The following is a 25707-nucleotide window of genomic DNA, read 5'->3' as shown; positions in this document are numbered from 1 at the left end:
TAAGAATAACCGCAGATTGATATGGATCGTGTATTCCCTAACGATTGTTTCAGTTTTTTTACATTGACAATAAAGCGATTACATTTTAGAATTATTTATATAAAAAACACTGTTTTATGTATAAAACACAATGTGATCGTTATGAAAAAGAAAATGCTCGCTTGCAAGACCGTAAACTTGAAGAAACCGATCTTAGGATAACCGTTCATAACGGTTGAAAGATAGCAGAAGGGGTGGAGACAATGGACATGGCCTTAAAAGATAAAGTCGTATGGATTACAGGGGGGGCTTCTGGAATAGGGGAAGCTGTCACACGCCGTTTTATACAAGAAGGAGCAAAAGTGAGCATTATCGGCCGCTCCATAGACACGTTAGCGAAAATGAAGGAAGAATTTGGAGAAAATATCCTTACATATCAGGGAGATGTAAGCAAATACGAAGACAATGAGCAAGCGGTCCAAGCTACTGTTGAGCAATTCGGAAAGTTGGATGTGTTCGTTGCGAATGCCGGCGTGTTCGATGGATTTGCCAAATTTGCCGATGTGACTCCTGAGGCGCTTTCCGAAGCGTTTGATTTCCTTCTCAATATTAACGTAAAAGGCTCTTTTTTCGGGGCGAAAGCCGCTCTTGAAGAACTGAAAAAAACTAATGGCAATATTATTTTTACCGTCTCCGGTGCAAGCTTTTATCCAGATGGCGGCGGTGTTTGGTATACAGCAAGTAAACACGCCCAAATTGGATTGATGCGCCAGCTTGCGTTCGAACTATCTCCTTCCATCAGGGTAAATGCGGTAGCCCCAGGGGGGACATTGACAGCACTCACGGTGATCCCGCCGCTGCGCCCCTTTGTGAAAATCGTCGATAATGATACGAAAGCAAGCAGCATTAAAAAACGGAATATTCTTCAACTTGCCCAGATGCCGGAAGATCACGTTGCGGCGTATGTACTGTTAGCTTCCGACGAATCACGAGCAATTACCGGTGAGGTCATTTCCAGCGATGGCGGATTGTCAGTGCGAGGACTTGGCTAAGCTGGCACAGTTTTTAATACTGTTTTAGCTAAATTAGTAGGGAACGGAAGTGGAATTTCCTGCTTAACTTCAGGATAGGAAGCACTTTCATAATAGAAACGAAAGCTAGTTCCAAGCGAAATATAAAATTTTTTTAGAAAGAGATTTCAAGTACAGGTGTTATAAGAATCAGAGATTCACCTTAAAAGGGGATTGATAGTATGCCATACGTAAAAGTAAACGATCTAAGCATTCATTATGAAATAGAAGGTTGTGGAGAACCATTAGTATTATTACACGGCATGAGTAATAATTCACAGTCATGGAAGGAGCAAATCCAAGATTTAAAGGAGCATTATACAGTAATTGCTTGGGATGCACCGGGTTATGGGAAAAGTTCAGATCCAGCAAAAGAATTTAAGTATTTTAAAGAGTTTGCACGTATTTTGAACGGTATGCTAGATCAGCTAAAGTTGGAAAAAATCCATCTGCTTGGCCATTCAATGGGAGCGGCAATCGCAATAGAGTTCTGTAACCTGTACCCTGATAAGATTAATAAACTTATATTAGCCGATTCGACCAGAGGGGCTGCTGCTCTAACGCCAGAGGAGAACGAGACGAAATTGAAAAATCGATTATTTTCAATTGACAACCATTCTACTGAGGAGATCGCGGAAAAGAGGATACATGCATTGCTATCTCCCCATGCTTCAGAAAAAGTCTATAAACGAGTAAAAGAGATTATGACACAGATAAGACCGGCAGGATATCGTTCGGTAGCAAACTCACTTTACCATCTAAATCAAATGAGTTTGTTGTCTCATATAAATGTCCCTGTTCTTGTAATTTGTGGTGAGTTGGATAGGGTAACTCCTATAAAGGAGTCGGAAGCAATTCATGAAGAGTTAATGAACTCCCGGCTCGTGATCATTCCAGAAGGCGGGCATTTGTGTTATCAGGAAAATCCTCAAAAGTTTAATTCGAGCATTTTGGAATTTTTGAAAGATATTGAGTAGGAAAAGGCTTCTATAAATACTTTAGTGAAAAAAACAGGGCCTAGCTTAGAGAGAGGAATGGATAGAAAAAATGGCTAATTATACAATCGTGGATAAAGAAACTTGTATTGCTTGCGGAGCTTGTGGTGCTTCGGCGCCGGATATTTATGATTACGATGAGGAAGGTATTGCGTTTGTTATATTGGATAATAATGTTGGGGCAGCGATTATACCTGAAGAACTTGAGGAAGATATGATAGATGCTTCAGAAGGATGTCCAACTGATTCTATTAAAGTGGCTCAAGTATCCTTTGGTGGTAATCCTAATAAATTTGAATAATATTTCTTTGTGCGTTTGTGACAGATAATAGCTTTATAGATTTATAAAGTGGTGACATATCCAGATTGTCCTTGAAAGGGTGGATATTCAATTGCTCTTATCCATCATTTCTGGAATTGGAAAAAGGAAGAATTACTTGTAGGCTAGTACATCCCTTACAACCAATAAATTATATTTAGTATGAGCAATCAACTTAGAAAAACTAGGAGTGATTACATTGACAGAAGATAAAAAGGTCTATGACATAACAATTATTGGCGGCGGCCCAGTTGGTTTGTTTACGGCGTTCTATGGCGGAATGAGGCAAGCGAAGGTGAAAATCCTTGAAAGTCTTCCTCAATTGGGAGGACAGCTTTCGGCTCTTTATCCCGAAAAATTCATTTATGATATAGCTGGATTTCCAAAAGTAAGGGCGCAGGAATTGATAGAGAATTTAAAAGAACAAATGAAAGTATTCGAACCAACCATTTGTCTTGAAGAAGCAGTTGAACAGATGGAAAAGCAAGAAGACGGAACATTTAAGATCACCACAAACCTCGATACTCATTTTTCTAAATCAGTAATCATTACTGCTGGAAATGGAGCCTTTCAACCCCGTAAACTGGAATTGGAAGATTCAACACAGTTCGAAAATAAGAATTTGCATTATTTCGTGAATGATATGAACCAATTTAAAGGAAGAAAAGTGGTGATTCTAGGCGGTGGGGATTCTGCTGTTGATTGGGCCCTTATGTTAGAGCCGATTGCAAAAAAGGTAACATTGATTCACAGAAGAGATAAATTCCGTGCCCATGAACATAGTGTGGGAAAATTAGTGAATTCCTCCGTTGAGGTCAAAACACCTTATATTCCCTCCGAGCTGGTTGGAGCAGATCAAATTACTCAAATTGTTTTAGAGCATACAAAGACGCAACAAAAAGAAGTGGTTGACGTAGATGATTTAATTATTAATTACGGCTTTGTCTCTTCTCTTGGAGCGATTAAAGAATGGGGTCTAAACATCAATAAACATGCAATTATCGTAAATTCCAAACAAGAAACGAACATTTCAGGCATTTACGCGGCCGGGGATATTTGTACGTATGATGGAAAGGTTAAATTAATTGCTTCCGGATTTGGTGAAGGTCCTACGGCAGTCAATAATGCCAAAGCCTATATTGACCCGATGGCGAAAGTTCAGCCGTTGCATAGTACTTCCTTATTTGGCTGACCTCTATCTAGCTACAAGGCTCTTCTGAAGAAATGAATTAGTACATAGGCGAGACCCTTTAAGATGGATAGGGGTGGGCGATTGTCCTGAATTTAATGGAAATGAAAAGTAAATAGAGGCTTTTCAGGTTTTGTTGCCTAATGAACTAACAGGTTGATAGTTCAACAAAGGAGACAGGCTATGATGACTGTAAAAAATAAAAGTCGAATTCCTTCAAAATTAGGAATTCGACTTTTTTTAAGTAACTCCCCTTTAACGATTCTTCACAATATTAATCCGAGACGTGAAAATTTTTCGATAACGGGTATCCTGTCTAAACTCATTCAAATGTCCCTTTTATCAACGGAATTCCCTTGTCTACCATAACTTGTCCTTTTGCCATTACAGTGACAATTGCCATAGTTTCCTTTTGCAATAGCACAATATCTGCATCATTGCCGGTTTGGATCCTGCCCAATGGTGAAGGAAGGGTTACGGCAAATTATCCCGTCTGTGAAAGTATACTGGAAATTCATGAGCGAATTTTCATCTTGGAAGTAATCAAGCAATACAACGATAAGGAAAAGCGGCAAGTCGAGAACTTATTGCTAGTCAGAGTCAAGAATCGGACTTTGTCTTGTCCCCTCCGCAAATCCGCCGCCGCTTGGATATTTTGGAAATCGAAGGATTTGTCGTCAAAGGCAGAGGAAGGGCCGGCACTAAGATCACTGCTGAAGGGATGGAGTATTTATATTTTCTTAAGTCAAAGCATGCTATGCATGGATATAATTAGTCACTACCTATAAGAAGAGTTTGCAATTTCAAGGTTTTAATAAGTGATGGAAGGGGTCCCGCCCCAACGCCAATAAGAAGCTTAAGAGTTGATATTACAATTTTTATAGCCCCATTTCTCAGTATCACAAGAGAAATGGGGCTTTTTTATACAGATTATAATTGACCCTTTTTCACTCCGAATTTTTTTCGCAACATTTTTACTACCTCATATATCTTTAAAATCGTGATCATTCTCTAACGTTTTCAAAATATGCTTGGTCAGAATGGATGCATCCGTGCTTTTCCATACTGCCGATATGGAACTGGATAATTCCGAGTTATCGATGTTCAAGGCTTTGACTTGGGTTTTTCCCAACAAACTCACCATATCTTCCGGCATGAGGGCTACGCCGAGGTTATTGGATATTAGATTGGCGATCGTCAGTAATTCAGAGCCTTTACATAATTCTTTAGGTGAAAATCCAGCAGTCAGGCAAGCTTTTTCCAAAAGGAATTGAAGGGAGTGTGCTTGATCGGCATCATAATGGATAAAAGGTTCGTCTTTTGCTTCGTATAAATGTATCGCATCCTTTTGGGCCAGTGGATGATCAATGGAGACGACTAATTGTAAAGGGAACCTCATGAATTCAATCATGCTTAATCCTTCATTGGCAATGATGTTACTGTGAATGGGCGTTCGGATGAAACCGATGTGATAATTTTGTTGGTTTACGAGTTTTACAGCCCTTGAGGATGTTGTTTCATGCACGTGAAATTCTGTATCCGGGTATTCCCCCACTATCTTTTTCAATAACTTCGGGATATATATACTAGCTGCAGAGGGGACGGTAGCAATCTTCAATTTAGGCTTGGGGAGGGCTTTATTTTCAACTATGTAATTCACTGTTTTCTCAATATCTTCAAAGGAAGGAGCAAGTTTTTTATAGATGTACTCTCCTTCTTCCGTCAACGTAATTTTTCTTGTGGTTCGATTCAATAGTTTAAAGCCTAATTGTTTTTCGAGGGATAAAATCTGTTGGCTAAGTCCGGGCTGGGATATATGCAGGGTTTTGGAAGCCTCGCTGAAACTAAGATGGTTAGAAACCTCTATGAAATAGCGGAGGGATAGGAAATTCAAACAATCACCCACTTCAGTTGGATTTGAAAATACTGAGCTAGAATGGCGGGTAAAAGAAAGGGTTGGATAGTTGATTCCCTCTCAAACAATGCTGGATATAACGATTAAAGGCTAGGAAGATCACTTTTATAACATCTACTTATAAGTTTATAACAATAATATATTTCTAAAATGGAAGAGTCAATATTATCCTTAAATAAAGGAAGAATAGGTAATAAAAGGTAAAATATGACTATTTGATAGCGGATTTTCCTTGTTTTTAATAGGTGTTTTTACACATTCAAGCTTGGAGATTTGATTTCTATATGACTTATTAATATTTTGTTAGTCCTTATGGGGCATATGTCCAATTTTGTAAAAAAAGGGAAATCGAGATGGTCGGTAGAATAATAACATTATCATCTTTTACAGATGATGAAAACACATGAGGGGGAGTTTTATGAAAAAATTTCATAAGTGCTTTTTATTGGTCATGATTTTGACGGTATCCGGTATAATCACTGCCTGCGGAGACAGTAAAACAGGTGGCTCGGACAGCGGAAACCAAAATTTGAGTTTGTTGACTGGTGGTACGGGAGGTACATACTATCCGCTCGGAGGACAAATTGGAAAAATCATTTCCGATAAAACAAAAGCGAACATAACACCTCAGACATCTGGAGCCTCCGCCGAAAACATGGAAACGTTAAGGGCTGGAGAGGCTGAAATCGCTTTTTCGCAAACGGATATCGCGGCATATGCACTTGAAGGAACGGAAATGTTCGACGGGAAACCCATTGACAATATAATGGCGATCAGCTCTCTATATCCTGAAACTGTTCAAATTGTAACGACTGCAAAAAGCGGAATTAAATCAATTGAGGATTTAAAGGGTAAAAAGGTCTCAGTAGGTGCTCCGGGTTCCGGTGCATATATCAATGCCATGCAAATCCTGGAGATTCATGGTTTGTCTGAGAAAGATATTAAAGGACAAAATCTGTCCTTCGATGAGTCGGCCGAAGGAATTCAAGCAGGAAATATTGACGCAGCTTTCATTACTGCCGGAACACCAACAGGTGCAGTTGAGGCGCTATCCGTACAAAATGATATCATGATCCTGCCTATTGAAGAGGACAAAATTCAAGCATTGGTTAAAAAGTATCCATACTATGCTGAAGATACAATTCCAAGTGGTACGTACAAAATCAAATCCGAGGTAAAAACAGTTGCAGTTAAAGCGATGTTAGTGGTTACAAAGGATCTTGATGAAGATTTAGTTTATGAAATGACTAAAGCTGTTTATGACAACACAGATCAAATCACACATGCAAAAGGCAAGTTCCTTACAGCAGAAACTGCCCTAGAAGGATTAGGGGAAATGGAAGTGCATCCTGGAGCAGCAAAATACTTTAAAGAAAAAGGTGTTTCCAAGTAATGCAATTGTGTCGGTAGCTCGCTCTATGTGGCCTATCGGCTTCGTTTTTTTCTGAATGGGAGATCTGATTTTGAAAGGGGTACCTATGAAATTCAAGAGATTCATGGCATTTGGTATACCTCTGCTCATCGCTTTATTATTCTTTATTCCTTATAAGCATGTAATTGCCTTTTCCTTTGAGGATCAAGGGGAATTAATCGCATACGTTCCTTTGAAAAAAGAAAAAGAATTCAAGATTGAGTATACACACTCCATCCACCTCACGGATGTTTTGGAATCATATCGTTTATCGGATAAGCAAATCGAACAAACTGAACTTTCTTATCATGATTTTGCGGTCGGTATGCCTTCTAATGCGGAGGGGGAAGAAGTATTTGAAGAAAAAGACGGTACCTATTTCATAAAGAATATGAAACGCAATTTCACCCATATCGATTTACGAGTAGGACAAGTTAAAGCTGACCATCGTTTAATATATGATGAAAAAACATACACATTGGCAGACTTCATTAAACCAGGAACATGGGTCAGGATTTCATCGGAAAGAATTTCATTGTGGGAACAGTTGAAGGGAGTGAAGATTAGTGTCTGATAATGAAAAAATGAAATATTTAACCGAAGCGGAACAGCAGGAGTTATTGGAAAAATATGATCCGGAAGCCGGGACTAGGAAATTAACTGGTGTCTTGGGCCACATCGCGTTTTTTGGGCTCCTCGCTTTTTCGCTATTCCAATTATATACGGCCATTTTTGGTGTTTTTACAGCACAAATCCAACGGACGATACATTTAGGGTTTGCACTCTCCTTAGTATTTTTACTATTTCCCGCAAACCGGAAGAAGCGTGAAAAAGGAAAGTTTCAAATTGCCTGGTACGATATCATATTAGCGATCCTTAGTATCGGGGTAGGTGCATATTGGCCCTTGTTTTTCGAAGATATCGTCATGAATGTAGGACGTTTGGGCGCATTGGATTTTGCCGTTGGTTTAATGGCCATTCTCCTCGTTTTGGAGGCAACCAGGCGTGCAGTGGGGCTTCCCATTATGGTCATTGCTTTGATATTCATTTTCTATGGAATTTTTGGACAGTATATGCCAGGATTCCTCGCACATCGCGGTTTGACTCTGGAACGGATGGTGCAAACGATGTTCTTCTCGACAGAGGGCATTTTAGGCACTCCGTTAGCGGTGTCATCGACATTCATCTTCCTATTTTTACTGTTTGGATCCTTTCTAGTCCGAACAGGTGTCGGTCAATACTTCAATGATCTTTCTACCGCCATTGCCGGCAGAAGGATAGGGGGACCTGCAAAGGTCGCGATTTTTTCCAGTGCTCTTCAAGGAACGATTAGCGGAAGTTCTGTAGCTAATGTTGTCACTTCGGGAGCATTCACGATACCGATGATGAAAAATCTTGGATATAAGAAGGAATTCGCTGGGGCAGTGGAGGCAGCCGCTTCGACAGGCGGTCAATTGATGCCTCCGGTAATGGGGGCGGCGGCATTCTTGATGGTTGAGTTCATTGGGAATGGGATAACGTATTGGGATATAGCAAAGGCGGCTGCGATTCCAGCAATCCTTTACTTTTCAGGAATTTGGATCATGACCCATTTTGAAGCGAAACGACTTGGGCTGCGTGGGTTAACGAAAGAAGAGATGCCAAGTAAAAAGGAAGTGTTCGGCAAATTTTATTTACTTATACCGATCCTTGCCATTATTTTATTGCTCATGCTGAATATCACGGTTACACATGCAGCACTATATTCGATTGCAATCTCGGTTCTTGTGGGTTTCATAAACAAGGATGTCCGCATGAAATTCATCGATATCATTTATGCATTGGTGGATGGAGCCCGAACGGCACTTGCAGTTGCAGCTGCTACCGCAGCAGCAGGCATTATTGTAGGAATCGTTACGAAAACCGGATTAGGGCTGAAGCTGGCTAATGGTTTGATCGATTTGTCTGGTGGATATTTGATTCCAACACTGATGCTAACTATGGTGGCGGCACTTATATTAGGAATGGGTTCACCTACGACCGCTAATTATGTCATCACATCGACGATTGCGGCTCCTGCGATCATTTTGCTTGGTGTTCCTGATTTATCTGCACATTTATTCGTTTTCTATTTTGGCATTATAGCAGATATTACTCCCCCAGTTGCTTTAGCCGCATTTGCAGCGGCAGGGGTGGCAGGCGGTGAACCGATAAAAACGGGAATTGAGTCATCCAAACTTGCTATCGCTGCATTTATCATTCCATATATTTTTGTTCTTTCCCCACAAATGCTGATGATCGATACAACTTGGATGGAGGTTGCCTGGGTCGTACTTACAGCAATGTCAGGCATGATAGCAATTGGTGCGGGTGTTATAGGTTACTGGATGAGGGGGATGCACTGGTTAGAAAGAGTCCTTGCTGTAATCGTTGGTTTACTATTAATCTATCCTGAAACGATATCCGACATCATTGGGGTATCCACTTTTATCGTATTACTGGCTTTACAATATCTTTGGAAGAGTGACAATCACGACAGCCCCAACATCATGGGAAATAACCAAAGCATAGAGAAAAATTGAGTCTAAGAATATTATTCTTAAAAGTAAATGATAGAGCAGAACCATTCGGGGGGGATTTTTTGAAGTGAAACATTATTGAGAACACAATGCCCAATCGGAATGTGCAGACTGCTTTTCTCGAGAAAAACAAGCATATTCCTACTAGCGTCATCTGCTCGTATTTTCAGTTTCATTATGGTAAAACCCTAATTGGTTTTAATTTGAAAGGAGACTAATTCATGAAATGTATAAAAAGTTTTATTTTAGTTACTTTCAGTTTCTTTTGCATGATCACACCAGCTTTTGCAAGTGTCCCTGGAGTGGATACTTCAATGAAAAAAGGAGCAACAAAAGGAATCGTATCAGTTTCCCACCCTTTAGCGGCTGAAGCGGGCATAAAGATATTAAAACAAGGTGGAAACGCAGTCGATGCAGCAGCAGCCATCCAATTATCGTTAAATGTAGTTGAACCGATGATGTCTGGAATCGGCGGCGGTGGTTTTATCATGATTTATAATAAGAAAGAAAATAAAATAACGATGATCGATAGCCGCGAAATGGCACCGCAAAATGTTACGCCTAAACTATTTTTAGATGAAAAGGGAAAACCCGTACCTTTTAGTAAACGGCACACAACTGGAAAAGCTGTCGGTGTTCCTGGAACCCTTAAGGGGATGGAAGCTGCCCTGGAGAAATATGGAACATTGAAATTATCTCAAGTTATGGACCCTGCCATTAAACAAGCTGAAAAAGGGGTTAAGGTCAATTGGATAACGGCGCAATATATCGATGAAAATGTAAAAAAATTAGAAAATAACGAAGAAGCCGCAAAAGTATTTGTGCCTAACGGAAAGCCATTGGAAGAGGGAGACACCCTCATTCAGCCTAATCTGGCAAAGACTCTTAAGTTAATAAAAAAACGAGGTTCAAATGTTTTTTATAAAGGTGAAATAGGGGAAGCCCTCACAAAAGAAGTTCAAAAACGTGAAGGGACGATGACAACTGAAGATTTGGAAAACTATGTGGTGAAAGAGAGGGAGCCAATTAAATCGGAATATAGGGGATTTGAAGTGGTCGGGGCGGCTTCCCCAAGTTCAGGCAGCTTGACTGTCCAACAGATTCTTGAGCTTATGGAAGGATACGATGTGCAAAAGATGGGGGCGAACTCTCCTGAGTATCTTCATCATCTAACCGAAGCCATGCATTTGGCTTTTGCCGATCGAGCTGCATATATGGCTGATGAAGATTTTTATGATGTACCCACTAAAGGACTATTAGATGAAGAATATATAAAAGAAAGAAGAAAACTCATCAATCCAAATAAATCAACAGCCGATGTCAAAGAAGGCGATCCGTGGAAGTACGAAGGTCAAGAACCGGTTTCAATGGAGAAGGTAAAAGAAGAGAAAACACCGATCGGACAAACGACTCACTTTTCTGTAATGGATAAGTGGGGAAATATGGTTTCTTATACGACTACGATCGAGCAAGTATTCGGTTCAGGTATCATGGTACCTGATTATGGCTTCATGCTTAATAATGAAATGACTGATTTTGATGCCACACCGGGTGGCGTTAACCAGGTGGAACCAGGAAAAAGACCAAGAAGCAGTATGTCACCGACCTTCATATTAAAAGATGGCAACCCTTTCATGGCCATCGGGTCACCGGGTGGAGCCACGATTATAGCATCGGTATCTGAAACGATTATGAATGTGATTGATCATCAAATGACCATTCAAGATGCGATACTTACGCCGCGTGTTTACTCTGCTGGCTATCCGACAGTTAGATGGGAACCGGGAATCGATCAAAATACAAGGTTAGAGTTAATGGCAAAAGGGCATGTTTATGAAGAAAAACCGCAGCATATCGGAAATGTGCAAGCTGTTATTTATGATTATGAAAGGGAAAGAATGTATGGGGGTGCCGACAATACAAGAGAAGGAACAGTTCTCGGTGTGGATGGGTTTTCCTATAAATCGAAACAGCCAAGAGAAATGAAAGAAGAAAAAAAGGGGCCGTTTACCTTAAAAGTGAATGGAGCCGTTTATCCTTACACAGCAAAACAAATGAAACTGATTGATGGAAAACCATATATCCAATCAGACAAATTGCTTCTAGGTTTGGGTGCAATTGAATCAATGGATTTAAAAACAATTAAACCAGATAAAAAGTCCTACTTACCGGTGCTAAAAGTCGCAAAATCATTAGGATATAAAGCAAAATGGAACGAAAAAGACAAAGTTGCACTTTTGGAAAAAGATCCGGCTGATATTGAAGATCCAGACGATGATGGCAGTGTCACGAATTAATTTTATCCTGGAAAAATAGACTGAAATACCTTTACCAAGATGTAAATGGCGCCAAGAGCAATATAACATTCCCCTTGTGCAATGTGCATAAGGGGAATGTTTTATTGCTCATTATTCAATGAACCGTTGAAATTCTTTTTTAGGAATCAACCTTACCATCATTCCTAAAAAAGCAATGTATGTCCTCGACTAACTTACATACAGCAGGAGATAGATATCGATCTTTCAAAAAGGCCAGGTAAACCGTCCTTTCCAAAAAATTCGAATCAATCGCACGAATTGCAGTATTGGGGGTTGCAGCGGATTTTATATAGCTTTCCGGTAAAATTGTAACCCCAAGACCTTCTTCCACCAAACTGCAAGCCGTTTCAAGTCTTTCTATTTCGTATAGGATATTCGGAATTGCATTTTCATCCTTAAATGCTTTTAAGATATCATCTCTTGTTTGAAATCCAGTTGTGCTGATGATCAATTCTTTCTTTGCAATGTCTTGGAAAGTGATGGACTCTTTTTCATTTAACTCGTCATCTTTATGGATCAAAAGCATGAATTTTTCATTATAAAGGGGAGTGGACAGAATTTCATCATTGTTGATGGGCTGGTTCGTGATGGTGAAATGAACATTATACCGATTTAACGAATCGAAAACTTTCTCTTCCCCTAATATTTCCTTTACTTTTATATGAATATTAGGATAATTGATTTTGAAATTCCTGATTATCTTCGGGAACCAAAATTTGAATGATTCTATGGAACCTATAGATACTGTTCCGCTTCCAACATCCTTCATTTCCTTAAGCTCCACTTGCATATTATCGAATCTTCTTAACAGATCAACAGATCTCGCATAAAAAAGACCTCCTGCTTCCGTAAGATCAAGACCCCTTGTGTTACGTTCCAAAAGCTGTAAACTAACTTCATTTTCTAATTTCATTATGGCATTACTTAGGGAAGGTTGTGATATATGCAGCATTTTTGCCGCTTTTGAAAAATTCTTTTCCTGGACGGTGGTAGTGAAATACCGAAGTTGACGAAGATCCATTTATCTCTCCTTACTATAGCTTTAAACTATAGATATATTGAATTTTTGTATTGGTAATTATATATTATCTCATTTATAATTTTTAAAAAAGATATTTCGGAATTTTTTAAATAAAGGAGAAATTATGTATACAAATCCGACTTCAAACTATTGGAATGGAAGAATGGACTCCCAAATTGACATGGACAGCTTCAGATACCACCAAAGAGTACGGTTGGCTCCGATATCGGAATTAGCCATCTCTTCCAATGCATCAAAGACCTTTGGGTTGATTGGCTTCAAATGTGATGAAGGCGTCAAAAGGAATAAAGGCAGGGTTGGTGCTGCAGAGGGTCCTGATCATATTAGGCAGTACTTGGCGAAATTACCCTGTCATTTACCGCCCCATACCGAGCTGGTGGATGCTGGCGATGTCATATGTGAAAGTACGGAGATGGAGGCCGCCCAATTCGAATTGGGATCGGCTATTGACAGAATATTGGAGGCTAAAGCGATTCCTATCATACTTGGGGGAGGACACGAAACCTTGTATGGCCATTATCTTGGGATTAGGAAATCCATTGGACCAACAGCTAAATTGGGGATCATTAATATTGACGCGCACTTTGATATGAGGCCTTATGAAAAAGAAAGTTCATCAGGAACGATGTTTAAGCAGATTTTGGACGAAGATCAAAGTTGTGGATATTTATGTGTCGGAATTCAGAAGCAGGGGAATACGAAGGCACTTTTTGAAACGGCTGAGAGAAGTAAGGTCGACTACATATTGGAAGAAGATTTGTCATTGAACGAAATGGATGAAACAAAGAGGCGGATAAATGAATTCGTTAATATATATGACTGCATTATGCTTACATTATGTTCGGACGTTATTGATTCAGCCTACGCACCTGGGGTAAGTGCACCATCTCCGTTTGGACTGAATCCGAAATTGGTCCGTGCGATTATTAGGCATATCGTATCAAATGAAAAGATTCTCTCCTTTGACATTTCGGAAGTGAATCCTTCGTTGGACGAAAATAATAAAACCGTAACATTGGCAGCACATTTAATAAATGAAGTTTTGCTGCATTTTAAATAATGAATGGACATGGAAGAGGGCAATTCGAATTTGGTCCGTCCAGATTTCCTCCAAGTTATCTCCATGATCATTTATCAGTAGAGGCTAAAACCTATGACAGCACCAGGGCTGTCCGTGAATCATTCATGGACGGTCTTTTTTACGCTTATTTACACGGGTTAATGGTCCAGTCCAGGCCATTGCTTGCCTACCCGTTATAGGATTAACTATGACTCTGCCAAAGTTCACTACTGATACTTGTGGGTTTTTGGTTTATAATAACAACCATCTAGGGGGGGTTTTTTATGAATGAATATAAAGTGACGGTCAGGAATGGCAGTACCTTGATCTTGTCGGAAATCATTAAAGCTGAAGATGAAAGAGAAGTCCTTGGAACTCTTTTGATTTCCAGCGAATTATTTAATCAACCATTTACCGACATCAGGATTTTAGAACGCTGATTTGTGCCTGTCCGAGCGATTTGTTACACTGTAATAAATTCTAATACGGCAGGCGATAGTATGTGTGGACGTTTTACTCTTTTCACTGACATTGAAGAAATAAAAGATCGGTTTGATATTCAAGGATCGTTTGATGAGGAATACCAATTCAGCTACAATATTGCTCCTTCCCAATCCGTGCTCTCCGTCATTAATGACGGGGCAAGGAATCGACTTGGATATCTTCGGTGGGGACTCATTCCTTTCTGGGCAAAAGACGAAAAAGTGGGCTACAAGATGATCAATGCCAGAGCGGAAACCATTGCAGAGAAAGCAAGCTTCAGGAATGCGTATATGAGGAAGAGATGCTTGATAATCGCTGACTCTTTTTATGAATGGAAGAAGACACCGGAAAGAAAAATACCGATGCGAATAAAACTGAAGAATCATGCTCCATTTGGAATGGCGGGTATCTGGGAATCCTGGAAATCTCCTGAAGGCATCAGCGTCTATTCGTGCTCCGTTATAACAACCGTTCCTAATGAGCTAATGACTAGCATTCATGATCGTATGCCTGTCATCCTTAAACCAGAAGATGAAAAAGATTGGTTGAATCCAACCAATAATGATCCAGCATATCTGCAGCAGTATTTAAAGTCATTCGATTCGGAACAGATGGAAGCCTTTGAGGTATCGACTGATGTGAACTCGACCAAGAATAATTCATCGACCCTAATACAACAAATTTGCTGAGAGGTCATTAGACCTCTTTTTTATATGAACTCTGTCCGATAAATGAAAATAACTGATTAACTGCATATGTCAAGATCTCTTTATAACCAGTAAGGAGTGCATGAGAAGTAATGTAAAACTAATCCTTGCGAAAATAGACAAAATGCTGTACTCTTATATTTGCTTTTCAAAACGACTTTCCAGAAACTAGATTGGTTTTGGCAACTTTTCATCCTGGTTCTTTTCTGGTTGACATCGTAATTTTGATAAATTATATAATTTAGATCTTCTTATCAAGAGAGACGGAGGGACTGGCCCGAAGATGTCTCGGCAGCGGACTTAATAGGAGTGCTGTGCCAAATCCAGCAGGCTGAGTTTCGCCTGAAAGATAAGAAGAGTGTTTTTTATAAATTAAAAGACCTCTTCTTGTTGTTATCATAGAAGGGGTCTTTTTTATGCTGACAGTTTCTTGGCTATAGCTCCATGACTTGATAATCAAATTCGAACTGGTGTTATTTGCAAAATCTGTTAATAGGATAAGAGCTGTGACACATGTCACGGGGAAAATAAAAAGAGGTGTACATCATGATTGCAAACAATAAAGGGAATCCATGGGCATTGATCCCATTTGTCGTATTTTTAATTTTATTTATAGGGTCCGGAATCATCACTAAAGATTTTTATTCATTTCCGGTGATTGTAGCGATTTCAATTGCTTCGGCAGCTGCATTGGCAATGAATCGGAAAGAGACATTCAATCAAAAGGTTGATATCTTCTGTAAAGGTGCCGGGGACGCCAATATTATGTTAATGGTTATCATTTTTCTTTTAGCTGGCGCATTTGCCGAAGTTGCCAATGGCATGGGGGCAGTTGAATCAACAGTGAATCTTGCCTTAGCTGTTTTTCCGCAAAATCTATTAATGGTAGGGATTTTCATTATTGCTTGTTTTATTTCTTTATCCATGGGGACAAGCATGGGAACGATTGTTGCACTGGCACCTATCGGGGTCGGGATTAGTGAGCAAACAGATATTTCGCTTGCCCTTTCAATGGCGGCCGTTATTGGTGGTGCGATGTTTGGGGATAACCTTTCCTTCATTTCAGATACGACAATCGCTGCAGTTCGAACTCAGGGAACGAAAATGAAGGATAAGTTTAAAGTGAATTTTTTCATCGTTTTACCTGCGGCCATCATCACATGTGCCATCCTGGGAATTTTAACGATGGGTGAACAAGCCGACATCTCCCAACAGTCTTATAATTGGGTGAAGATTCTTCCATATCTTTGCGTATTGATTACTGCATTGGCAGGAGTCAATGTGTTCTTGGTCCTTTCCATCGGAATCGTCTTTGCCGGAATTATCGGGTTGGCAGACGGAAGTTATCAACCATTGGGTGTCATCCAAAAAGTTGGAGAAGGAATGGCGGGAATGTATGAAATCTCCTTCCTTGCCATTTTAATTGCAGGTATGGTAGCTGTCATCAAACATAATGGTGGCATCGATTATCTACTCCACCTAGTGACCCGAAATAGCAAATCAAAAAAAGGCGCGGAATTCAGCATCGCGGGGCTTGTTGGTTTGACAAACCTTTCAACGGCAAATAACACGATTTCGATTATCATTGCCGGGCCACTTGCCAAAAATATCGCTGAAAAGTATGGGATTGATCCGCGTAAATCAGCGAGCTTGCTTGACATATTTGCATGTTGTATCCAAGGGTTGATACCATATGGAGCACAACTGCTTGTTGCAGCAGGGGTAGCAAAGATTTCTCCGATAAGCATCCTGCAGTATTCATATTACCCAATACTAATTGGACTTTGCGGCGTCATTGCCATCCTGATTGGTTTTCCACGGTTTCAGCCGGGAAATGATGGATCGAAGAACTAAAACAAAGTTGATTGGGAAGGATGTGCGAGACTCCTGCGGGAAAAGCGAGTGCTACGTTCCAATCAACGTTCAAATTGTACAAACCCCTAAAAAAACTGTAGACAATCTAGATTTTCATCGTGTTTGTCTACAGTCTGAACACCCTGAATCATTGGATACAGGGTGTTTTCTGTATGGGTTACATACATAAACATAATCGAGTTTTATCGCACGAATATAGTATCAATGTTTAAAAGTAATTAAGTGAGTCTTCAATTTATCTGCTTAATTCCGGTCCAAAATGATAATGGTTGTGTGTGCGAAATTTGTCATGAATAGAGGACGACTCCAACTAAACCAGAAAGAATAATTACATAGGCTGGGTGCCAGCGTAATTTCATTAGGGCAAATAACGATAATCCAAAAACGAGTAATAAACTTATCGTATGCCATGAAAAGTTCAACGCTATCATATGATTGGAAAGTGCAAAGCTGATCGCTGCAAAGAGGATTAAACTAGTGACAATGGGTCTTAGTCCATAGAACATGGATTGAATAATTGAGTATTGATTCAATTTGCTAAAGAAGGTGGCTATAACGGTTACGAATATAATAGCAGGAAGCAAGATTCCGACAACAGATGATATAGCTCCTGCAAATCCGGCAGTAGAATAGCCAACGAGAATGGCACTATTGGCAGTGACAGGTCCTGGGGACATACCGGAAATGGCGATGACATCAGCAAATTGCTGCGTCGTCATCCATCCATGCTGTGAGACTTCCGATTCTATTACGGGAATCATGGCGTATCCGCCTCCAAACGATACAAAGCCGATAATAAAGAAGGTGCTAAACAACTCCCACAACTCCATCATTCTATCACACGCTTTCTTCAAAATTAGTTAGACCCTACTTTTGATATACCTATATGCCAGCACCCATAAAAGGTTCGAAATCATTTTCTTCATTTCCTATATCTTTTCTGTCCATCTTGACATCGTAACCTAATTTTCTCTTAATGGAGACGGTCACAATACCAGCTACAGCTCCTGCTATTATAACCATCACAGGGTGCAGAAAGAAAAGGACTGGAATTCCTGCTAGTAAAATACAGAAAGTTGTTTTATCTACAATAGCCGTTTTACCAATCTTGATGGCCGCATAGGCGATGATGGCTACTATGGAAGCTCTGATCGCTACGAATGCGGATTCTATCTTCGGGTTATCATGAATGAAAAAATACAAAATGCCGAGGAACAGAACAATTAAAAAGGTAGGTAATGAAACACCGATCATGGCTGCCATTGCCCCCTTCATTCCGGCAATCCGATGGCCGATAAAGGTGGCGGAGTTAATGGCGACTGCTCCCGGTACGGACTGAGATAACGCAAAAACATCCGTAACTTCTTCGCTTTTCATCCATTTTCTCTTTTCGACCACTTCTTTTTCGATTAAAGGAATCATCGCAAACCCGCCTCCGAATGTGACAGGTGCTATTTTAAAAAAGGTCCAAAATAATTGGAATAGAATTTTCCATTGCCCTTTCATTGACCTCAGTCACTTCCTTTGCATGCTTTGTTTAAATCTTATTATTAACATATCAAAGAAAAAGGGATGCGTAAATTGCAACAAAATCATCGGGTATAACAAAACGTTATACCCAGAAGATTTATCCGTTTTATAAAGAATGCCGCCAATAATTGAATAGCCTCAGAATGTATCACACTATTTTCATTTCACCATTTACCTAATGATGCTATCATTTAAATAAACTATCTAAAAAACATGGAGGTTGTTTTCTTGAAATTGGAAAATCTGAAAATGTTTTGTTTAGTGGTGGATGAAGGAAGTATAAGCCAGGCAGCTAGGTTAAGTTTCCTATCTCAACCCGCTGTAACACGACAAATCCATCAACTTGAAAATTATTATAACACTTTGTTATTCGACCGTGAGGAAGGAAGGCTGAGAGTTACTGAAGCAGGAAAGCTGTTATACCCTTTTGCAAAAGCTATTGTAAATGACTTCAACCATTCAAAAGAAGTGATTCAGCAATCAACGGGCGAGTACAATGCAAACCTCATAGTAGGGGCATCTTTGACTATCGGTGAGTATTTGTTGCCGAGCTTGCTGGGGAGATTTAAAAAACAACAGCCTGAAATAAAAGTGACCTTAACGATAAAAAATACCCCCCGGGTTCTGGAGGATCTTTCAAACGATGTCATTGATTTGGCCTTGGTGGAAGGACTTGTGGAAAACACCGATTTTATTGTAGACAAGTTTGCCGAAGACGAATTGATATTGGTATGTCCAGCCGACCACCCATGGAAAGACAGAAAAGAAATTCAGCTAGAGGAATTGGGAAATGAAAGGATGATTTGGCGTGAATCCATTTCCGGAACGCGGCTTATCGTAGAAAACATGTTAAGAGAGCATGGGGTTTTAGAAAAAATAGAAAGCTACATGGAGATTGGCAGTACACAAGCGATAAAAAGTGCGGTTGAAGCTGGACTTGGAGTCAGCATTTTGCCAAGGTTGACAGTGGCCAGGGAATTGGAGCAAGGCTTTTTGCGTAAAGTGGGCATTTCCAGAATAGAAATAACAAGAAATTTATGGCTAGTCAGGAAAAACAAGCGATTCAATAAAATAGGGGTGTCTAAATTTGTTGATTTTCTTCGATAAGGAATGAAAGCTACCTTCGTTTACCAATACAATTTGGCAGCGTTATTCATTAAAGCTCTTCCCTATCGGGAGGGGCATTTTGTATTTGGTTGTTCAGCCTTCGGTTAGACAAATAAAAGGATTGTTATTTTTTATATAAATAAAATTGAAGTTACCATTAGAAATAGGAAATATACTTAAAGGCAAATTAATTATAAAATAAATTCACATTATTGTAAAAATTTATGAAAAATGAGAAAGTTTACTGCTGCTACATTCGGAATAGATACATGATGTCTAATCAGAAAGGGGTATGAAATGTCCAAAGTATCTTTTATTAAAGGAATTGTATCCGTTCCCATTGTTTTTGTTTTACTGGCAGGGTCTTCTGTTACAAAGGCTGCGTCAGATGAGCCGATGCCGGCGACAGATGCAACAATTTCAGCAAATAAGGCTTTTTATGAACAGTTGAATTTTAAAGATAAGGAAGATTTCAAGAATGCACATAAAGGGTTCATTGCGCCTTTGAATATGAATCCAATGAATAATTCAAAAGGTGACGTAGTTTGGGATAGTAATCGATATTCATTCATCAACGAAGATCAGCCGGCAAGTTTTTCTGTAAATCCAAGCTTGTGGCGGCAAGCTCAATTGCAAAATATAACAGGCTTATTTAAAGTGGTAGATGGTGTTTATCAAGTTCGGGGCCAGGATTTATCAGTGCTTACCATTGTGGAAGGAAAAACAGGATTAATAGTTTTGGATACACTTTCTACAATTGAAACGGCCAAAGCAGCCATGGAGCTTTATTTTGAACATCGGCCCAAAAGTCCGGTGAGTGCAATTGTAATTAGTCACAGTCATGCGGATCATTTTGGTGGTATGAAAGGCATTGCTCAATACGCTGAAAATCCAGCTAAGGTGCCGATTATTGTCCCAGCAGGTTTTAACGATGAAGCGCTAAGTGAAAACATTCTATTAGGCAATATAATGTCTCGCCGTGCTGGTTATATGTTTGGAAATCTCTTGCCCGCAAATGAAAGGGGATTTGTTACTTCTGGTATTGGCCCTGGATTAAGTAACGGAACTTTTAGCTATTTACCTCCAACAATGGAAGTCAAGGATGATATTCAAACGGTGGAAATAGATGGAATAACATTTAAATTTTTATTGACGCCGGATTCGGAAGCCCCATCTGAAATGCATTATTATATCAATGAATACAAAACTTTAGTGGTAGCGGAAAATACCGGACACACGTTACATAATATTTATACATTAAGAGGAGCTAAAACCAGAGATACTTTAAAATGGGTGAAAGCACTTGATGAAACAGTTGATCTGTTTGGAAACGAAGATATAGATGCTATGGTTACGGCCCATACATGGCCCATATGGGGAAGGGACAATGTTTTGGAGCAGTTGGAAAGTCAGCGTGATTTGTACAAATATATTCATGACCAGACCATACGATTAGCTAATTTAGGTCTAACACCGGATGAAATCGCGGAAGAGTTAAAGCTTCCTGAAAAGTTGGATAAAGTCTGGGCTAATCGGGGGTATTACGGAACATTGAAACACAACGTAAAAGCGGTGTACAACTTTTATTTAGGATATTTCAACGGTAATCCATCAGACTTGGATCCATTACCACAAGAGGAATCGGGCGCTAAATATGTACAAAATATGGGTGGGGAAAAGAAGGTCATTAAACGGGCAAAACTTGATTATAAAAAAGGGGAATATCGCTGGGTAGCTCAAGTCTTAAAGCATGTCGTCATGGCCAACCCGAAAAATACAGAAGCAAAAAATTTATTGGCTAAAGCATATGAGCAATTAGGATACACAGCTGAATCTTCTGTGTGGCGTAATTTCTATCTTACCGGCGCAGATGAGTTAAGGAATGGTGTGGCAGACTCGAAAGGAAGTGGCGGAATGATGAATATCGATACGCTGCTCAATATGCCAACGGATGATTTTCTGAAATTCTTGTCCATTAAATTAAACGGAACAAAAGCGGAAAATAAAAATATGACATTCAATTTGACATTTACAGATTCGAAAACCAAATACACGATTGAACTGAATAATTCTGTATTGAACTTCAAAAAAGGGGAGATGGCATCCAACCCTGATGCAACATTAACATTAGATAGAATAACCTTCTATCAGATTGCTCTGGGACGTGAAGATGTATCTAAAATGGAAACGGCTGGTAAAGTTTCCATTTCCGGTGATATAAAACAGTTTGAAGATTTCCTGACTTTGCTGGATCAATTCCAACCAAAGGTTAATATCGTAACTCCGTGATAATAAAACTACTTCATATTCTTAAAACCAGGATGGATCGGTTACCCACTAGCCTACATAGTAGTCTCGTGGGTTTGAATGCATTAATCCTGTAGGCATCCAGTTTCATTTTTAATTTCTTATAAAACGCTCCTAATAGTTACAGAACATAAGTCAATAACCGTAAAAAAAATTTCAAGTTTTGTCATTCGAAAGGAATTGTAAGCGCTTCCTATGTGGCTGAGGTTTTGTGAAAATATAAAAAAATGGAGTGATGGGGAATGCAGTTATATGCAAGTAAGAAACGAAAAATAATGATTAGCGGTCTTTTATTTGTTGGAATGATTTTAAGTTTTTTTGATCGCGTTGCCATAAATGTCGGGATCATTCCTATTGCAGATGAATTTCATCTCAATACATCCCAGACAGGTATTTTAATTAGTATATTTTTTGTTAGCTACTCACTCATGCAACCGCTTGGCGGATGGATGACCGATAAGTATGGCGCCAGAGTCATGGTTGCTGTCTCTTTGTTTAGTTGGTCCTTGTTCACTGTAATGACTGGGTTTGCTTGGTCATTTATGTCTTTATTATTCATCCGTTTTCTGTTCGGGTTAGGTGAGGGGCCTTTCTATCCTGCCAGTATGTCCACTATAAGAGATAACTTCCCGGAAGATGAACGGGGCCGGGCAAATTCGTTTTTCCTGTCAGCCCAAAATATTGGCGGGATATTAGGTACTGCACTTGCCGCTTCCATGGTGGTGGCATTCGGTTGGCGGGGCATGTTTACCATTGCCGGAATTCTAGGGATATTAGCTTCTTTCGGAATTTGGTTCATTCTAAAGCCTCAAGGAAATCAAGAGGTTAGAAAAGACAAACCAAAACAAAAAAAGGTTGCTCTGAAACTGTTATTTAAAATCGAAAATATTTGGAAACTCATAACATTCAAGTTTATATCAAATATTATCAACTATGGTCTGATCACTTGGATGCCTATATATTTGGTTAAAGAAAAAGGGGTGGATTTAATAGCCGCCGGAGGTCTATTGGCAATTCCTTATATATTTGGTTTCTTGATGTTTAATGTAAGCGGGTGGCTTCTGGATAAGCATATGGCTAACCGGGAGAAGTATCTTGCCGCTGCAGGCGCTTTATTATCGGCAATTTTTCTCTTTCTAATGTCTAACGCCACGTCTATAGCACTTATCATCACTTATCTCACTCTCAACTCCATAGCACTGTCTTTCTTTGGAACGGTTCTTTATACGATCATCATAAAATACTCACCAAAGGAACTAACGGGCTCTGCTTCCGGACTCGTAACTTTTGCCGGTCAAATTGCCGGTGCGGTTTCTCCTTTAGCCCTCGGTTTGATTATCAGTTTGTTTAATGACTCCTATAATGCCGCTTTCCTGTTTTTGGTGATAATAGCGTTATTGGGAACGGTTGTTGCCGTATCTATTAAAAATAATCGGGCACAACCCGCAAAAGACTATGAAAAAACAACTACTATTATATAAAACTGGCATTCTGCTTTTGGTTTGAAGTGTCCTGAATCCACTTCTCTAAAATTGAAAGGGCTTTCTGTTCGAGGTATGATATTAGTAATAGGCTAGAAGGAGAATGAATCATGAATATTGAACAATTGGAATATATCATCAAGGTAGCCGAGGTTAACTCGATTTCCACGGCTTCAGAAAGCCTCCATATCTCCCAATCTGGAATCAGCATGGCCATTACGAGTTTGGAGAAGGAATTAGGTATAAAAATCTTCAAGCGGTCAAGGTTAGGAACCATACCTACAGAAGACGGAAAGGAAATCATCCAGAAAGCTCTTGAAGTATTAAGCAAATTGGAAGAAATAAGAGACAGTGCCCAAATACATACAGATACGATGGAAAAAGAGTTACGCCTATCATCTACACAAGGGTTATTTCTAACGGTTTTGCCTAAATCCCTGGCCTTATTTAAGAAGAAGTATCCCGAGGTGAAAATTGTCATTGAAGAAAAAGGGGGACAAGAAATAACCGAAGAAGTACTGAATGGTAAGATAGACATCGGGCTATTGAATATCCCAAAGATTAAACCAAAAGAAATTGAGCTGGAATTCCAGCCCTTGATGGAAGCTAAAGTGATTGTGATGGTCAGTAAGAACTCCCCTTTAGTGAACCGTAAAAGCATAACCCCAAAGGAACTAATGGACCAAAATTTGGTTATTTACAATGGTCCCAGAATGAAGTCGTTCATTAAAGGTTTTTTTGATCATTACGGTGAGATGAATATTTTGTTTTTCACAAATAATACAGAGATCATCAAAAAAACCGTCGGTGAGGGATTAGCGATTGCCTTTTCTTATGATATTGGAGTTAATAGCGACCCCTATTTCCTAAGCGGGGAGCTTGTGGCCATTCCTTTGGTGGAACTGGAAAATAATACAATGGAATTCGGTTACGTTCGCTCTAAGAAGCAGTATTTTTCAAAAGCTTCCAGGGAATTTATTAAATGTCTCGATTTCTATACTACTCTTAAATATTAGTTTCCTATGATGATAGGGAACTAATATTTTTTTTATTAACTTCAATATTTTTTATATTTATATCATATATCCTTATTTTACTTCAATATTATTTACATTTAAAATTAATTTTATAACATTTTAAATAGTTAAAAAGTTCAACGATAATAAACATCGAAAGGGGAAACTTATGGTTACGTCCCAGGAAGAGAAATTAGAGGTACTTCAAACAAAGTTGCAGGATTTTATCCAAAATGAATTGCTGCCATATGAACAGGAGCATGGATTGAACGCTGAAGAGGATGTCCCGATGGAAGCCATACAATGGGCAAGGAAGCGATCCAGGGAATTGGGCTTTTACGGAATTAACCTCCCTGAAACTTATGGCGGACAAGATGTTAGCTTAAAAGGCTTATGCATGTTCAAAGAAGAATTGGCCCGTTCCGGAGCGGTTTTATGGGGGCAGGTTATCGGCGAGATTGGCGGGCCGCTAAGAATTGGTCAGATGTTGGAAAGTTTTACACCGGAGCAAATAGAAAAATATGTGATGCCCGTTGTAACGGGAGAAGCGAGCTGCTGCTTTGCCCTAACAGAACCAAATGCCGGTTCGGATGCATTCGCTATCGAAACAACAGCCTTTAAAGACGGAAATGATTATATATTAAACGGAAAAAAACATTTTATCAGTGCTGCTCCCTATGCTGATTTTGCCATTGTGATAGCGAAAGAATCCCGGAAAGGAGAAAAAGAAAGAATCACTGCTTTCCTAGTTGATAAAAAAACACCCCAACATCCGGGGTTTGAACTAGGAGACATTCAAGTTCCCCTATCAGGAGAACGCATACATGCTGAATTGAATTTCAATCAATGTCGAGTGCCTGCCGCCAATATAATCGGAGAACCAGGAAAAGGGTTACTGCTCGGATTGAAAAGAATAAACACAAATCGCGCCTCCCATGCCGCCGGATTTATCGGAATGGCTCAACACCTTCTCGATTTATCTATTGAACATGCCAAAACGCGGGTCCAACATGGCCGGCCCATCGGTGACTTCCAGGCAATTCAGCATATGCTCGCAGATATGGCAACTGAAATCTATGCAGCAAAGTGCATGGTCTATGATGTGGTTGAAAAAATTGATCAAGGAAAAGAGGATCGAGCCGGCACGTCCATGGCTAAGCTGTTTGCTTCAGAAGTAAATTGCCGTGTGGCTGACAAGGCTGTCCAAATCTTTGGCTCCAAAGGCTTGGTAAAAGGGCATCCAGTAGAAAAAATGTACAGGAGTGCTCGGATGTATCGTATTCTGAGCGGAACCTCAGAAATTCAAAAAAATACAATTGCCAAAGCATTATTAAAAGGGTAAAAC

The 25707-nt window shown here is 39.6% G+C and carries 21 protein-coding genes, 1 pseudogene and 1 riboswitch; of the genes and pseudogenes, 18 read left to right on the top strand and 4 right to left on the bottom strand.

The window, feature by feature from the left end; all coding sequences use genetic code 11:
• Window positions 1-242: 242 nt before the first annotated feature.
• The 5 genes and pseudogenes from ACFVS1_RS10700 to ACFVS1_RS10680 form a co-directional block, all read left to right on the top strand.
• Window positions 243-1031: an SDR family NAD(P)-dependent oxidoreductase gene (locus ACFVS1_RS10700; RefSeq protein WP_387547148.1), complete on the top strand. Its 789-nt coding sequence runs from the start codon at window positions 243-245 to the stop codon at window positions 1029-1031.
• 200 nt (window positions 1032-1231) lie between these two features.
• Entirely contained in the window at window positions 1232-2026 is a 795-nt protein-coding gene (locus tag ACFVS1_RS10695; RefSeq protein WP_387547145.1) for an alpha/beta fold hydrolase, read from the top strand.
• 70 nt (window positions 2027-2096) lie between these two features.
• Window positions 2097-2345 carry a ferredoxin gene (locus ACFVS1_RS10690; RefSeq protein ID WP_352924660.1) on the top strand — a complete coding sequence of 83 codons (249 nt, stop codon included), beginning with the start codon at window positions 2097-2099 and terminating at the stop codon, window positions 2343-2345.
• Window positions 2346-2562: 217 nt separating this feature from the next.
• On the top strand, window positions 2563-3555 hold the full coding sequence (locus tag ACFVS1_RS10685; protein ID WP_387547142.1) for an NAD(P)/FAD-dependent oxidoreductase: 993 nt from the start codon (window positions 2563-2565) through the stop codon (window positions 3553-3555).
• Between the two features lie 479 nt (window positions 3556-4034).
• A pseudogene (locus ACFVS1_RS10680) lies at window positions 4035-4327 on the top strand (winged-helix domain-containing protein); the annotation flags it as partial.
• A gap of 207 nt (window positions 4328-4534) precedes the next feature.
• Here the strand turns inward: ACFVS1_RS10680 and ACFVS1_RS10675 are convergent.
• Window positions 4535-5446 (bottom strand): LysR family transcriptional regulator, encoded by a 912-nt coding sequence (locus ACFVS1_RS10675; RefSeq protein ID WP_387547139.1) that lies wholly within the window; start codon window positions 5444-5446, stop codon window positions 4535-4537.
• Window positions 5447-5885: 439 nt separating this feature from the next.
• Here ACFVS1_RS10675 and ACFVS1_RS10670 point away from each other — a divergent pair, with 439 nt between their 5' ends.
• From ACFVS1_RS10670 to ggt, 4 genes are all read left to right on the top strand, one after another.
• Window positions 5886-6860 carry a TAXI family TRAP transporter solute-binding subunit gene (locus ACFVS1_RS10670; protein WP_387547136.1) on the top strand — a complete coding sequence of 325 codons (975 nt, stop codon included), beginning with the start codon at window positions 5886-5888 and terminating at the stop codon, window positions 6858-6860.
• Between the two features lie 85 nt (window positions 6861-6945).
• Window positions 6946-7452, top strand: a complete 507-nt coding sequence (locus ACFVS1_RS10665) for a DUF1850 domain-containing protein (protein WP_387547133.1) — start codon at window positions 6946-6948, stop codon at window positions 7450-7452.
• A 10-nt stretch (window positions 7453-7462) separates the two neighbouring features.
• The gene (locus ACFVS1_RS10660; protein ID WP_387549290.1) at window positions 7463-9439 is read left to right on the top strand and encodes a TRAP transporter permease; all 1977 of its coding nucleotides are present in this window, start codon (window positions 7463-7465) and stop codon (window positions 9437-9439) included.
• Between the two features lie 218 nt (window positions 9440-9657).
• Window positions 9658-11733 (top strand): gamma-glutamyltransferase, encoded by a 2076-nt coding sequence (gene ggt / locus ACFVS1_RS10655; protein WP_387547131.1) that lies wholly within the window; start codon window positions 9658-9660, stop codon window positions 11731-11733.
• Between the two features lie 139 nt (window positions 11734-11872).
• Here the strand turns inward: ggt and ACFVS1_RS10650 are convergent, their stop codons facing one another.
• Entirely contained in the window at window positions 11873-12775 is a 903-nt protein-coding gene (locus ACFVS1_RS10650; RefSeq protein ID WP_352924671.1) for a LysR family transcriptional regulator, read from the bottom strand.
• Window positions 12776-12899: 124 nt separating this feature from the next.
• Between ACFVS1_RS10650 and hutG the strand changes: the two genes are divergently transcribed.
• From hutG to ACFVS1_RS10630, 4 genes are all read left to right on the top strand, one after another.
• A complete protein-coding gene (gene hutG / locus ACFVS1_RS10645; protein ID WP_387547128.1) occupies window positions 12900-13856 on the top strand; it encodes a formimidoylglutamase in 957 nt (318 codons plus the stop codon).
• Window positions 13857-14140: 284 nt separating this feature from the next.
• A complete protein-coding gene (locus ACFVS1_RS10640; RefSeq protein ID WP_153246094.1) occupies window positions 14141-14296 on the top strand; it encodes a hypothetical protein in 156 nt (51 codons plus the stop codon).
• A 60-nt stretch (window positions 14297-14356) separates the two neighbouring features.
• Entirely contained in the window at window positions 14357-15028 is a 672-nt protein-coding gene (locus tag ACFVS1_RS10635; protein ID WP_387547125.1) for an SOS response-associated peptidase, read from the top strand.
• Window positions 15029-15294: 266 nt separating this feature from the next.
• A riboswitch (SAM riboswitch) is annotated at window positions 15295-15402 on the top strand.
• 193 nt (window positions 15403-15595) lie between these two features.
• Window positions 15596-16900 carry a Na+/H+ antiporter NhaC family protein gene (locus tag ACFVS1_RS10630; RefSeq protein ID WP_352924900.1) on the top strand — a complete coding sequence of 435 codons (1305 nt, stop codon included), beginning with the start codon at window positions 15596-15598 and terminating at the stop codon, window positions 16898-16900.
• 308 nt (window positions 16901-17208) lie between these two features.
• On the opposite strand, the gene ACFVS1_RS10625 is transcribed toward ACFVS1_RS10630, so the two are convergent.
• Complete coding sequence (locus tag ACFVS1_RS10625; RefSeq protein WP_387547122.1) at window positions 17209-17754, bottom strand: chromate transporter; 546 nt, start codon at window positions 17752-17754, stop codon at window positions 17209-17211.
• 49 nt (window positions 17755-17803) lie between these two features.
• Window positions 17804-18427, bottom strand: coding sequence for a chromate transporter (locus tag ACFVS1_RS10620; protein ID WP_352924680.1), 624 nt, complete (start codon window positions 18425-18427; stop codon window positions 17804-17806).
• Window positions 18428-18679: 252 nt separating this feature from the next.
• On the opposite strand from ACFVS1_RS10620, the gene ACFVS1_RS10615 reads away from it, so the two are divergent.
• The 5 genes from ACFVS1_RS10615 (at window position 18680) to ACFVS1_RS10595 (ending at window position 25704) form a co-directional block, all read left to right on the top strand.
• A complete protein-coding gene (locus ACFVS1_RS10615) occupies window positions 18680-19558 on the top strand; it encodes a LysR substrate-binding domain-containing protein (RefSeq protein WP_387547119.1) in 879 nt (292 codons plus the stop codon).
• A 297-nt stretch (window positions 19559-19855) separates the two neighbouring features.
• Window positions 19856-21847 (top strand): alkyl/aryl-sulfatase, encoded by a 1992-nt coding sequence (locus ACFVS1_RS10610; protein WP_387547116.1) that lies wholly within the window; start codon window positions 19856-19858, stop codon window positions 21845-21847.
• A gap of 260 nt (window positions 21848-22107) precedes the next feature.
• Window positions 22108-23346: an MFS transporter gene (locus ACFVS1_RS10605; protein WP_387547114.1), complete on the top strand. Its 1239-nt coding sequence runs from the start codon at window positions 22108-22110 to the stop codon at window positions 23344-23346.
• A 110-nt stretch (window positions 23347-23456) separates the two neighbouring features.
• Entirely contained in the window at window positions 23457-24362 is a 906-nt protein-coding gene (locus ACFVS1_RS10600; protein WP_387547111.1) for a LysR family transcriptional regulator, read from the top strand.
• 169 nt (window positions 24363-24531) lie between these two features.
• Window positions 24532-25704: an acyl-CoA dehydrogenase family protein gene (locus ACFVS1_RS10595; RefSeq protein WP_387547108.1), complete on the top strand. Its 1173-nt coding sequence runs from the start codon at window positions 24532-24534 to the stop codon at window positions 25702-25704.
• The last annotated feature ends 3 nt before the right edge of the window (window positions 25705-25707 follow it).

This window comes from Peribacillus sp. NPDC058075 (assembly GCF_042885195.1).
GTDB lineage: Bacteria > Bacillota > Bacilli > Bacillales > DSM-1321 > Peribacillus.
Note: the sequence above shows the minus strand (reverse complement) of the source record. Positions and strands in the feature narration are given on the sequence as shown.